Origin of the sequence: Ramlibacter monticola (assembly GCF_016722785.1) — a bacterium.
Classification (GTDB): Bacteria; Pseudomonadota; Gammaproteobacteria; order Burkholderiales; family Burkholderiaceae_C; genus Ramlibacter; species Ramlibacter monticola.
In genome coordinates this window covers 59,200-73,006 of record NZ_JAEQNE010000013.1, presented here as the reverse complement: position 1 = coordinate 73,006, position 13,807 = coordinate 59,200, and the positions used below count along the sequence as shown (strand labels likewise).

At 68.0% G+C, this 13,807-nt stretch carries 4 protein-coding genes; all 4 read right to left on the bottom strand.

Features of this window, described 5'->3' with window-relative positions:
* Positions 1–10,800, bottom strand: a 10,800-nt coding sequence (locus JJ685_RS29320) for a peroxidase family protein (RefSeq protein WP_330901872.1), incomplete at its 3' end; no start/stop codon positions are given.
* 776 nt (positions 10,801–11,576) lie between these two features.
* The gene (locus JJ685_RS29315; RefSeq protein ID WP_236599382.1) at positions 11,577–12,236 is read right to left on the bottom strand and encodes an NUDIX hydrolase; all 660 of its coding nucleotides are present in this window, start codon (positions 12,234–12,236) and stop codon (positions 11,577–11,579) included.
* A gap of 7 nt (positions 12,237–12,243) precedes the next feature.
* On the bottom strand, positions 12,244–12,558 hold the full coding sequence (locus tag JJ685_RS29310; RefSeq protein ID WP_201677937.1) for an N-formylglutamate amidohydrolase: 315 nt from the start codon (positions 12,556–12,558) through the stop codon (positions 12,244–12,246).
* Positions 12,555–13,766 (bottom strand): imidazolonepropionase, encoded by a 1,212-nt coding sequence (gene hutI / locus JJ685_RS29305; RefSeq protein WP_201677936.1) that lies wholly within the window; start codon positions 13,764–13,766, stop codon positions 12,555–12,557. The genes JJ685_RS29310 and hutI overlap by 4 nt, the downstream gene beginning before the upstream one ends.
* Positions 13,767–13,807 lie beyond the last annotated feature (41 nt).

Genomic DNA, 13,807 nt, shown 5'->3' with positions numbered 1-13,807 from the left:
GAAGGTGCGGACTTCGTCCGTGCCCGCCGCGCCTGCTTCGACGATCACGTCAGCGCTCTCGTGGACGACGTAGGTGTCGTTGCCCGCGCCCCCGATGAGCACGTTGGCCACACCCGCGGCATCCGCCAGCAGGTCGTTGCCGCTGCCGCCGGTCACGTTCTCGATGCCCGCGATGGAGGCAAAGCCCGACGCGGTGCCTGCGCCCAGGTCCACCGCCACGGCGCTCGTGGTGCCCGCATAGGTCAGCGCGTCGATGCCGCCGAGCATATCGAGCCTGGTGCGCTCGACGCCCGTGGGCGTGAGTCCTGCGACGCTGGCGAGGGTTGCTCCCGAGAACACGGCGCCAACCGTGTTGGCCGCTGCAGTTCCGAGAATGTCCAGAGTATCGAGCCCCAGTCCGCCGTTGAGGATATCCGTGCCGTCGCCGAGCGTGTACGCGAAGACGTCGTCACCGTTGCCACCGTCGATTACGTCATTGCCAAGGCCGCCGCGCAGCGTATCGTTGCCGGCTCCGCCCGTGATGACGTTGGCGACTGCGTTGCCGATGCCTGTGAAGTCGCCCGTGCCGACGTAGGTGAGGTTCTCCAACGTGACACTTAGCGTGTATGCCGAGGTGAAGGTGCGGACTTCGTCCGTGCCCGCCGCGCCTGCTTCGACGATCACGTCAGCGATCTCGTGGACGACGTAGGTGTCGTTGCCCGCGCCCCCGATGAGCACGTTGGCCACACCCGCGGCATCCGCCAGCAGGTCGTTGCCGCTGCCGCCGGTCACGTTCTCGATGCCCGCGATGGAGGCAAAGCCCGACGCGGTGCCTGCGCCCAGGTCCACCGCCACGGCGCTCGTGGTGCCCGCATAGGTCAGCCCGTCGATGCCGCCGAGCATATCGAGCCTGGTGCGCTCGACGCCCGTGGGCGTGAGTCCTGCGACGCTGGCGAGGGTTGTTCCCGAGAACACGGCGCCAATCGTGTTGGCCGCTGTAGTTCCGAGAATGTCCAGAGTATCGAGCCCCAGTCCACCGTTGAGGATATCCGTGCCGTCGCCGATCGTGTACGCGAAGACGTCGTCACCGTCGCCACCGTCGATTACGTCATTGCCAAAGCCGCCGCGCAGCGTGTCGTTGCCCAAACCGCCGTGGAGCGAGTCATCGCCGGTGCCGCCGCTTAGCGAGTCGTTGCCTGCTCCGCCCGTGATCTCGTTCGCGAATGCGTTGCCGGTGCCGGCGAAGTCGCCCGTGCCGACGTAGGTGAGGTTCTCCAACGTGACACTTAGCGTGTATGCCGAGGTGAAGGTGCGGACTTCGTCCGTGCCCGCCGCGCCTGCTTCGACGATCACGTCAGCGCTCTCGTGGACGACGTAGGTGTCGTTGCCCGTGCCCCCGATGAGCACGTTGGCCACACCCGCGGCATCCGCCAGCACGTCGTTGCCGCTGCCGCCGGTCACGTTCTCGATGCCCGCGATGGAGGCGAAGCCCGAAGCGGTGCCCGCGCCCAGGTCCACCGCCACCGCGCTGACCGTACCCGCATAGGTGAGAGAGTCGACCCCGGCGAGCAGGTCCGCCGTGATCACCTCGATTCCGGTGGGTGCCATTCCCGCGACCGTCGTCAGCACCGTGCCGTCGAACACCGCCGTCAGCGTGTTGTTGCCGACGGTGCCCCTAATTTCCAGCGTGTCCTGGCCGGCCCCACCGTCCATGAGGTCGGCACCGTCCCCCAGCGTGTAGTGCAGCGTGTCATTGCCGTTGCCGCCGTTAACCACGTCATTGCCGGTCCCGCCGGTGAGATTATCGTTGCCGTCCAGCCCGTTGAGCGTGTCGTTCCCTGCGCCGGCGTTCATGTTGTCCTGACCCGCCGTGCCGAACAGCACTTGCGTCGCCGAATTCGGCGCCACCACGTCACCCGTCACGATCGTCGCGTCGGAAGTCGCCGTGTTGGCGTTGCCGCCGTTGTCGGTGTAGGTCACCACCACGCGCAGCTGCCGGTTCACCTGGTCCTGCGTGGGCGTGAAGTTCTGGGTGGTCGCTCCCGCGATGTTCCTGAACGTCGGGCCGCCGCCCAGGTCCGTGCTCTCCTGCCACTGGTAGTGGAACACCACGCCGGCGAGGCCGTCGGCGTCCGTGATCTGGTTGACCGCGGTCACGGCGCTGGCTTCCGTCGGCGTCGAGTCGGAGACGGCCAGGGTACCGCCGGGCGTGCCGTCCAGGACGGCCGCCGTCGGAGCGAGGTAGAGCGTCTCCATCACGCCGTGCGCGTCCTGGTAAATCGCCTTCACCCGCAGCGCCAGGCCGGCGTCGGTCGTGGTCGGCCTGTAGGTCGGCCCGGTGAACAGGACGTCGCCGGCCGGCGTGACCGCGCTGATGTCCACGAACTGCCCGGAGCCGGGCGCGGTCTCGGACTGCCACGTGTACGACACGTTGCTGACCGCGCCGGTCAGGTTCGTTGCGCTCACGTTGTCCGCATCCGTCACGCCCGCTGCCGAGACCGTCAGCAACTGGCCGACCGCCGGCGTGGCGTCGTTGATGCTCAGTGCACCGGCCGGGCCGTTGTTGCTGCCCGGGGGAACGAGCAACAGGACGGCGTTGGAGAACTGCAGCCGCTCGATGTGCGTCAGGCGGTCGATGCCGTCGATGCCCACGCCCACCACGGCGCCGGCGGCGTCGAGCAGGTTGTGCGTCACGGTGGTCACGCCGTCGGCACCGGTCACCACGGTGTATTCGCCGCGCGCGCCGCGGTACACCGCCGTGTCGAAGCTCGGATCGGTGCCGGGCATGATCTGGCGGACGATGGTCAGCTGGCCGGGGTTGATCTCGCCGGAGAAGATCCGATCCTCCAGAGCGAGCATGGTGTCGGACCGCGCGATCTCGGGTCCCGTCCCGTCCTTGTTGGCGCGCACGCTGATGTACACGTCCAGCCAGCGGTCGCCGTCGATCAGGTCGTTGCCGCCGCGCCCTTCCAGGATGTCGCTGCCTTCGCCGCCGAGGATGATGTTGCCGGAGTCGAACTGGTCGTCCGCCGTGCCGGCCAGGCCGTCGGCGCCGTTGCCGGCCGAGCCGACGAAGCCGCGCAGGCCGGCGATGAGGTCGAAGTTCCGCAGCACGCTGCCCGTGAAGCCGGCCACGAGGATGCCGACGGAATCCACGTCGTCACCGACCAGGACGTCCGAGAACGCGGAGCCGGACATGCCTTCGACGAAGGAGAAGCGGGCGCCGGTATTCGGGACGACCTCGGTGGCCGCGGTCGGGTTGAAGACGCGCAGGTTCATGTCGGCCACCGCGCCCAGCGTCGGGTGCTTGAAGTTGGCCCAGTCGAAGCCGGAGCCGCCGAGGTAGCGGTCCACCGAGCCGCCGTTGCCGATCATGATGTCGTCGCCGCCCTCGCCGAACATGCGGTCGCCGATGATGTCGCCGAAGAACACGTCGTTGCCGACCACGGCGTCGAGGCCGCGGGCGTCGAAGTTGTCGCCGGACGAGCCGTCGACCATGCCGTGCTCGAGCCAGTCGTCGCCTTCGTTGCCGAATATGAACTCGGTCGCGGAGGTCCCGGAGATGAAGTCGTTTCCGGTGCCGCCGAACACCTCCGACGCATCCTCGCCGGTGACGATGTAGTCGTTGCCGAAGCCGCCCAGGACCAGCACGACGCCGTTGCCGCCGTGGATGGCGTCGTTGCCGTCGCCGCCCTGCAGGTTGTCGTCGCCGCCGGTGTTGGTGATGATGTCGTCGCCGTCTTCGCCGAAGATGATGTCGTTGCCGTCGCCGCCATCGAGCCGGTCGTCGCCCCGGTCGCCGTGCAGCGCGTCGTCGCCGATGCCGGCGATCATCGTGTCGTTGCCGATGGTGCCGCCCAGGACGACGTGGTCCTCCCCGGTGTAGTGCAGGTAGTGCGTGTCGGCCCCCGCGGTGCTCGGGTCATCGCGGATCACGACGCCGAGCGGGTCGGCACGGCCGGCCGGGTTGGCGCTGCCGTCCGGATTCAGCCCGGTGAGCTGCTTGGTCGGGTCCACCTCCAGCGTGTACGCCATGTCCGAGAACACGAAGCCGGGCAGGTGCTGCGCATCGGTGTTCGCGCTGATCAGCTTCTGGAACGAGTTCTGTTCGAGTTCGGTGCGGAAGTTGAGGCCCGCGGTGCGCTCCAGGTAATAGAAGCGGTCGCCGTCCTGCAGCTTCTCCAGCTGGTTCTCGAACACGAAGTTGAAGGTGGAGCCGAGCAGGCCGCCGAAGGGCATCTGCTTCTCGGCCAGGCCCCCGATCCAGAGGTCGATGTCGTTCACGCCGGTGGTAGCTGCCGGCCCGTTCATGAAGGCGTTGCGATCGGCCGGCACGCCGGTCGTGTCGTCGGCCGTTCCGGCGATGCCGTCGAGGCCGTCCGCGCCGTACACCAGCGCGTAGGCCGCGGCGCGCTTGGCGGCCAGCGTGGTGGCGCCGGTGAGCGAAGCGTGCTTGCCGTAGGCCGCCACGAAGTTGACCAGCGACTCGTAGTGCTTCAGGTTCAGGCCCAGGTCGGCCCAGCTCTCGTAGGGCTTGAGCTGCGCATCGCCGGTGATGTCGAAGAACTGGGTGCGCGCCTGGTTCAACGACGGCACGCCGGCATCCCGGGCCCGTGCGATGTTGAGGGCGGGCAGGTCCAGCGGCAGGCCCAGCAGGTTGCTGCGCAACGCCTCGGTGACGAACTCGTCGATCTCGTTGCCGGTCTGGCGGGTCAGGCCGCGCACGATGGCACCGGCGGATTGCGCATCGGTCCCCCCCGTCGCCGAGAACGCGAGCGGGTTCAGGAAGGCGGCGATCAGCCCGAGTTGCTGGCTGTCGCCATTCACGGGGTTGAGGTTCGGATCGAAGCGGTCGACCGTCTCGTTCAGCATCGAGTGGCCGAAGCGGTAGACCACGTGGGCGAACTCGGCGACGATGGCCGGGTCGATCGTGGCGTCGTAGCCCTGGCCTTCCGTCAGGAACGGATCGATGTTCGGCTGCACGCGGCGGGCGAATTCCTCGAACACCAGGTGCTGGTACTGCATCTCGGTTCCGAAGCGCGCCGCCTGGAACAGGCGCTCGCCGTTCCAGTTCAGGGACTCGATGGCGAGGGTCTTGGCATCCCCGGTCAGGCCGTTGATGGCGTTGACGTCCGCTTGCGTGATGTCGGACAGCAGCCATTGGTTCGCGAACGACACGTCGTTGGAGGCGAGCGCCACCTCCTTGATGTGGTGGACCAGCCGGTTGTGCTCCGCGTGGAAGATGAAGTGGACCGTCGTCAGACCGATGTTCTCGTTGCCGCGGCCGTCACCCGTGATGAAGTGCTTGTCCAGCAGTTCGTTGTCGTAGGCGAGGTTCTGGCCCTGCGCGTTGACCGGAACGGCGTTGCCGATCTGGGTGCCGGCGTCCGGCGCGAGATTGCCGTTGGCGTCGAACACCGGCACGGCGTTGTGCGCGATGTCGTTCAGGAAGGCATGGCCGCTGCGCCCCACGAGGGCGCCACCCGGCAGGTTGCGCAGGTCGAGGCCGCCGGCCACCCCTTCGATCAGTCCGAGGTTGGTGACGACCTGGGCGAAGCCGTGGGCCCCGGGGATGAACTTGCCGTAGGCGTCCGTCGCCAGCAGCGGCACGTCGAAGATGTCGGCGTCCGTGAGCTGGATGCCCAGGAACGTGGCGGCCTGCGCCTTAACCTCGGCCCAGTTGCCGATCCCGCCATCCGCGCCATCGAGCAGTTCGCCCGTGGAGACGGTGTGGCCGCCGACCGTCTTGTAGGCGCGCAGGAACGCCTGGTGCGACGCATGCGAGGTGTAGGTCTGGTTCTGGTCGACGAAGGGCGTCGTCTCGTTGTTGTGGAAGTGCACGTCGTCGGCCGTGCCCAGGACGCCGTCGGTACCGGCCTGGACGGCCGTGTTCGTCGCCCGCGACAGGACCATGAAACGCTGGCTCGCCGGCAGGTCGTCGGGCGTGTTGAGGATGTTGTCGGCGCCCCGGATCAGCGGGTCATCCGCCTGCAGGGGGATGAAGACCGCGGTGCTGGACTTGTCCACCAGGTCCAGGCCATGGTCGAAGAACTGGCCGAAGAACGTGAACCACGCGTTGAACGGCGAGCTCAGCCCGACGTCCGGCGTGACGTTGGGAATGAAGAAGACCGGCCGGTCATCGGGGGTGCCGAAGACGCCGTCCAGGCCCGGGCTCATGATCGGGTCGGCCCCGCCGTTGGCGGCGACCGCCGCGGGGTTGGAGCCGGTCTGGTCGACGATCAGGTTGGAGATGATCCGCGGATCGGCGTCGACGACGTTCTGCACGAGGGGGACGCCATTGGCGTCGAGGACCACGTTGCCGTTCGCGTCACGCACCACCGCCGCGTAGTTGTTGTTGGACACCCCGAAGAAGCTGGGATCGTCCTGCTCGTTGCGGAACACCTGGTCCAGCAGCAGCGGGAAGTTCTGGTCCGACGCCCCGAAGGTTTCCTGGCCGGGCGTGAGGTTGTTCAGCGTGCCGTCCACGGTGCGCAGGCCGAAGGGCAGGCGCGTGTTCATGATCAGCGAGGGGATGTCCTGGGACGGCGTGCCGTACGCGCCCGAATTCGCCTCCGCGATCTTGATCTGGTCCAGCATGAACTCGAGGTCGTTGCGGATCAGGTGGACACCGCCGCTCGGGTTCGCGACATAGGTCTCGGCCGGCGGGGGCGTCACGGGCGCGACCGGAACCGAGCCCGCCACCGCTGTGGTGGGGAGGGAATACACGTTCTCCAGCACGCCGTGGTCGTCCTGGTAGACGCCCCGCACGCGCAGCACGAGGCCGTCGAGGTCGGGCGTCACCGTGAAGGTCGGACCGGCGACGAACGTCGGCTGGTTGCCGAAGGGAATCACGATGTCGCTGAAGACGCCGGTCCCGGGGGCCTGCTCGACCTGCCAGAAGTAGCTGATCGGCCGGCCGTTGACGATGCCGCCGAGGTTGTCGAGGTCCGTGAGGCCCAGGGCGGAGACGGTCAGCAACTGGTTGACGGCGGGCGTCGTGTCGCTGATGGTCAGCTCGCCCACCGGGTCCGCGTTGAGTTCGGGCGCGAAGTTGATCGCCACGTCGGCGAACTGGATGCGCTCGATGTTCCGCAGCGTGTCGATGCCGTCGGCCCCGACGGTGACGCCGCCATCGATCGAATGCGCCACGGTGATGCTGCCGTCGTCATTCGTCGTGACGGTGTACTCGGAAAATTTTCCCCAGTACATGGCCGTGTCGAAGTCCGGCGCGCCGGTGAGGATCTCGCGCACGATCTGCAGCTGGCCGGGGTTGATGGCGCCGGACAACATGTCGGGCACGAGGTCCTGCATGCTGTTGACGCTTCGGATCTCCGGGCCGGTGCCGTCGGCGTTGGCCCGCACGCTGATGCGGACGTTGAGCCAGCGGTCGCCATCGAGCAGGTCGTCGTCTTCGCGCCCGTCCAGGATGTCGCTGCCGCCGCCGCCGAGGATGATGTCGCCCGAGCCGAAGGAAGTGACGCCTTCGCCCAGCAGCTCCTGCATGCCGGCGTACAGGCTGGGGTTGGTCAGCGTGCCCAGCAGGGCGCTCGCCGTGCCGACGGGAACGACGTCGAGCTTGGAGCCGTGGAGGATGTCCGAGTGGGACGAGCCGGACAGGCCTTCGACCTGGAAGAACTTGTCCTTGATGCCCTGGTTGGAGCCCACGACCGGCGGCTCGATGAGCGCGTTCAGGGCCAGGTCGCCCGTCACGCCCTCCGTGTCGTTGGCGTAGCTGCCCCAGTCGAATCCGCCACCGCCGGTGAAGCGGTCCTCGCCGTCGGACATCACCATGATGTCGTCGCCGCCCTCGCCCTCGCCTTCGTCGAAGCCCCCGCCGGTGATGAACACGTCGTGGCCGATGATGGTGCCGAGCCCGAGCGGGTCGAAGTTGTCGCCGCCGGCGCCGTCCTGCGTGCCGAGCTCGATCCAGTCGTCCCCTTCGTTGCCCAGCGTGGGCAGGTTCAGCTTCGAGCCGAGGATGAAGTCGTTGCCCGCGCCGGCGAAGGTGGTGCTGATGTCCTCGCCGGTAATGATGAAGTCGTTGCCGTCCTGCCCGAGGATCAGGTTCAGCCCGTTGCCGCCATGGATGACGTCGTTGCCCGCTTCGCCGTGGATGACGTCGTCGCCGCCGCTGTCGGTGATGATGTCGTCGCCGGCGCCGCCGTGGATCATGTCGTTGCCGTCGCCGCCCTCGATGCGGTCGTTGCCCTCGTCGCCATAGAAGGTGTCATCGCCGATGCTGGAGATGAGGGTGTCGTTGCCCGAGGTGCCACCCAGCACGACGTGGTCCTGGCCGGTGTAGCGCAGGTAGTTCGTGTCCGGTCCCGCGGTGGCCGGGTCGTCGCGGATCACCAGCGGCACCTGCGCGGTCCCGCCGGTGGGATCGTCGTGTCCGCCGGCGCCCAGGCCCGTGTACTGCTTGAGCTGGTCGACTTCGAAGATCCAGCTCGGCGTCGAGAAGATGTCGGCCGGCAGGTGGGTGGCATCGGTGTTCAGCATCACCAGGTCGGCGAAGCTGTTGTTCTCCAGCTCGGTGCCGAAGTGCATGCCGGCCGTGCGCGACAGGTAGTAGAAGCGGTCGCCGTTCTGCAGGTTCTCCAGCTGCTGCTCGAAGACGAAGTTGAAGGTCGAGCCGAGCAGGCCGCCGAAGGGGGTCTGCCTCTCCGCCAGGCCGCCGATCCACAGGTCGATGTCGTCGACGCCCGTGGTGGTCACGCCGGCGGGCGTGTTGGCGTAGGCGCCGGTGCTGTTCAGGAAGTCGAGCCGGTCGGTGTCGTCGGCGGTGAAGATCCGCTCCTCCGGCGTGCCGGCGTTGATCGTCGCGCTGCCGCCCATGACCAGGGCCACAGCCACCGCGCGCTTTTCCTCGACCGTGTCCACGTCCGCGGCCGTCAGCGCCGCATGCGTGCCATAGGCCGCGATGAAGTTGATCGCCGAAGCCTCGTGCTTCAGGTGCTGGGTCAGGTCCACCCAGCTGGTGTACGGGGCCAGCTTGCTCTCGCTCGTCTGCGTGAAGAACTCGCGCCTGGCCTCGTTGAGGCTCGGCAGGCCGGTGTCGCGGCCGCGGGCGATGTTGAGGGCCGCCAGGTCCAGCGGCAGGCCCAGCAGGTTGTTGCGGACCGCGCTGGTGACGAACTCGTCGATCTCGTTGCCCACCTGGCGCGTCATGCCGCGCACGATGGCGCCCGCCGCTTCTTCAGGGCTGAGGTCGCCGTTGTTGTTGAAGCCCACCGGGTTCAGGAAGGCTTCGATCAGCGTCTTGTCGTCGGCCGCGAAGTTGGGGTCGAAGCGGTCGACCGTCTCGGTCAGCATCGTGTGGCCGACGCGGAACACGGCATGCGCGAACTCCGCGACGATCGCCGGATCGATGTTCACGTTGTAGCCGTCCGGCACCAGGAACTCGTTGATGTTCGGCTGCACCCGGCGGGCGAATTCCTCGAACACCAGGTGCTGGTACTGCATCTCGGTGGCGAAGCGCGCGGCCTGGAACAGGCGCTCGCCGTTCCAGGAGCCGTCGGCCAGGTGCCAGGAGGCGATGAAGTCCGGGTCGCCGGTGCCGGTGACCAGCGTCTTGATGGCCTCGATCTGCCGGTTGTGTTCCGAATGGAACACGTGGTGCACGGACGTGAGCGCGATGTTCTCGTTGCCGCGGCCGTCGCCGGTGATGTAGTGGCGGTCCAGCAGTTCGTCGTCGTAGAAGCCGGGGGCCTGCGGGCCCGTGTTGATCTCGGTGTCGGTGTCGGCCGTCAGGATCCCGCCGGTGTCCGAGACGGGCGCCGCGGCATGCGCGATGTCGGCCAGGAACGGATGGCCCGTGCGCACGCCGGCGGAGGCGTCGACGAAGGTGCCCGCCGTGGCGGAGACCGTCACCGGCGGCGGGCCGGCGTTGATCACCAGTTGCGGGAAGCCGTTAGGCCCCGGAACGAACTTGCCGTACGGGTCGGTGACCAGCAGCGGCAGGTTGAGCACATCCATGTTGTCGAGGTCGATGTGCAGCAGGTTGTGCGCCTGCGTCTTGACATCGGCCCAGGTGGGGAGGCCGCCATCCGCGTGGTTGAGCAACTTGCCGGTGGCCACCGGGTGCCCGCTGGCGTCGAGCACGTACTCGCGCAGGAACACCTGGTGCGAGGCGTGCGAGGTGTAGGTCTGGTTCTGGTCGACGAAGGGCGTCGTCTGGTTGACGGCGTTGCCGTTGGCATCGTGCAGCGTGCGCGACAACACCATGAAATTGGGCGCGCCGGGTGCGGTGGAGAACAGCGGATCGTCCGGCTGCAGCGGGATGATCACCGCCTCGGCCGGGTTCTTGTTCACCAGGTCGAGGCCGTGGTCGAAGAACTGGCCGAAGAACGTGAACCACGAGTTGTAGGGCGCCGAGAGGCCGACGTCGGGGGTCACGTTCGGGATGGTGAGAACGGCGTTGGGGCCGATCACGTTGCCGTCGGCGTCCAGCAGTGCGCCGTCGGAAGTCCGGATCGAACCCAGGCCGGCCTGCACGAAGGCCTGCACGGCCGCCGGGTTGTTGATGCTCATGTCCGCGACCAGGTTGCTGATCACGCGCGGCTGCGCATCGAACACGAGGCCGGGTGCGTTGTACGGCGGCGAGAACTGCGGATCGATCAGGGTCGGGAACGGCTGGTCCGCCGCGCCGAAGGTGGATTGCCCGGGCAGCAGGTTGTTGAAGCTGCCGTCCACCGTGCGCAGCCCGACGGGCGCGAACACGGTGGGTACGAGGGTGGTCAAGTCCGCGCCGCCCGCGTGGGCCTCGGCGACCTGGATCTGTTGCAGGATGAATTCCAGGTCTTTGCGATTCAGGGTAGCCATTCGCTTCTCCTCGTTAGGGAACGGAAACCGACGGGGCGCGCTTTTGTCGAGGCAAAGCCTCTCCGCGCCCGCCGTCGAGACAGGCAAGGCAACTGCTGGTCGACCGGGCCAGCTACGGATGAGAGAGGGGAGCGTCCTCAGCGGACGCGTGGATCAGCGCCGTCGATGGCGCTGGTGCAGGGCGCGGGGCGCGGACCTGGACGGGAAAGACGGGCGGCCCGGATGGGGGATGAGCGAGAGGCGGCCGTCGGCGAACCGGCGCGTCACTCGTTGCGGAAGCACGATTGCTCCGAGGGGGCTTGGCGCTCCCGCGGAAGACATCGCAAGCATTCCTGAAGAGGCATGCATGAGAACCCTCCTCCAGCCAGTCACAAGTACTGGCCTACCGAAACAACTACTTTCGTTCTTCTCCCAGACCGTTGTATTCGGAGGTTCAGTTCTAGGTGTTTTCTTACCTCGCGGTAACGAATATGTAGATGGAAACGCAATTCATGACCATTACCGAGCGTCTGCTTACATATCTTTAGCCGCGACGGCCTGTGCACTTTTTGGCGTTCCGAAACACTTTGCGAAACGTAAGTCTTTGATTTGCATCAATAAGGTCAGCAAATCGCACATTCCATTTTTCCGACGAACGGTAGCGAGGGTTTACCCTTGAAAAGCCGATGGCACGCCGTTTTATCGCTTTATTCCGTCAATTTTGACAAAGTAAGGATGAGCAGTGACGGCAAAACCCCTCATTTCCGACATTTAGGGCGATGGGTTTTCCGAGGTGACTACTTTCGTGCGAACTCCGGTTGCTCGAAGTGCGCGACACGCGTCGGCCGACCCAGCAGGCAGCATTCGCGGAACTGGTACAGAAAGGCCGCCGTCGGCGCGGCGATCCAGCCGGCGCCGACCGGCATGCGCAGGGTCGGATGCACGCTGTCGGGGCAGGGCTCCAGCAGGGGCGCATCGGCGCGCAGGAATTCGCGCAGCGGGATGCGGTGGATGCTCGCCACTTCGTCGGGGCTCGGAGCCGTGGCGCGGGCCTCGCCGCCCCACACGACGACCGGCGTGATCGCGAAGCCGGACCGCGTCACATAGTCGTCGAGCGTGCCGAGGATGCTCTGGGGCGGCAGGTCCAGGCCCACCTCCTCGTGCAGTTCGCGCAGGGCGGCCTGTTCCGCCGTCTCGCCTTCGTCGATGCGGCCGCCGGGCAACGCCCACTGGCCCGCATGGTGGCGCAGGTGCAGCGAGCGGCGTGTCAGCAGGATGGCGGCATCGCGGCTCCAGTCGCCAGGCGGCGCGACGCGTTCCAGCGCGGCGCCCGGCCCTTCCTCCACCAGCGTGAGCGCCACGGCGGCTGGGCGATGGCTGGTCGGCTGTGCGGCGAGCCGGTCCCAGCGGGCCAGGCTGTCGCGCACCTGGGCCCGCAGCGTCTCGTCGAGGAGCATGCGGCCTTCAGCCATGCAGCCGGCGGCAGGCCGCGAGCGCGGCCTCCACCATGGCGCGCACCACCGGTTGCACCTCCGCCGCGCGGAGCGCATCCCAGTCGTAAGGCGGCTCCTCGCGCATGTAGGTGCGCTGCCCCATCTCCAGTTGCACGGCATGCACGTGCTCCGCGGGCCGGCCGTAGTGCCGCGCGATGTAGCCGCCCTTGAAGCGGCCATCGAGGACAAGGGTGTAGTTGCCCCGCAGCGCCGGCGGGATCTCGGTGCCCAGGTGCGGCAGGCTCACGAGCAGCGGTGCGCTGCCCTGGCGCAGGCGGAAGCTCATGCCGGCTGTCCTTCGATGCACGTGACGCGCCGGGGGTTGATGCCGAGCGCATAGGAGAGTTCGGCGGGATTGTGCGCATCCCACAGCACGAAGTCGGCGCGCAGCCCGCGCGCGAGCACGCCGCGGTCGGCGAGGCCCAGCGCCCGCGCCGCGTTGCGCGTCACGCCGGCCAGGGCCTCCTGCGGCGTGAGCCCGAACAGGGTGCAGGCCATGTTCATCATCAGCAGCAGGGAGGTGCACGGAGAGGTTCCCGGATTGCAGTCGGTCGCCACGGCCAGCGGGACCCCATACCGGCGCAGCAGGTCGACCGGCGGCACGCGCGTCTCGCGCAGGCAGTAGAAGGCGCCCGGCAGCAGCACCGCGACGCTGCCCGCCTGCGCCATCGCGCGGGCGCCATCTTCGTTCAGCCACTCCAGGTGGTCGCAGCTCAGGGCTCCGTACGAAGCCGCCAGTTGCGCGCCGGCGCTGTCGCTCAGCTGTTCCGCATGCAGCTTGACCGGCAGTCCGAGCGCGCGCGCCGCCTCGAAGACCCGCTGCGTCTGCGCGGGCGAGAAGGCGATGCCCTCGCAGAAGGCGTCGACGGCGTCGACCAGGCCTTCGGCCCGCAGGACGGGCAGCATGCGGCAGACCTCGGCGATGTAGTCGTCGGGCCGACCGGCGAACTCCGGCGGCAGCGCGTGGGCGCCGAGGAAGGTGGTGCGCACGCTGAGGTCCTCCTCCTCGGCCAGCCGCCGCGCCACCCGCAGGCACTTCGCCTCGTGCTCCTGCGAGAGGCCGTAGCCCGACTTGATCTCCACCGTGGTGGCGCCGCCGGCGCGCAGCGCACGCAGCCGCCGGGCCGACTGCCTGATCAGGCTGTCCTCGTCGGCCGCCCGGGTGGCCCGCACCGTCGACAGGACGCCGCCGCCGGCGCGCGCGATCTCCTCGTAGCTGGCGCCGTTCAGGCGCGCCTCGAATTCGGTGGCGCGGTCGCCGGCGTAGACCAGGTGCGTGTGGCAGTCGATCAGCCCCGGCGTGACGAGCGCGCCCTGCGCGTCGTAGGCGGTGGCGGCATCGTCCAGGGCGAGCGGCAGATCCTTGCGCGGGCCGACCCAGGCGATGCGGCCGTCCTGGACGGCCAGCGCGCCGTCCGGGATCAGGCCGTAGGGCTCCGGCGCGTCCGGGGCCATCGTGGCGATGAGCGCATTGGTCCAGAGGTGCAGGGCCATCGTGACTATGCCTCCATGCGGGTGCGCCCCATCGTATCCTC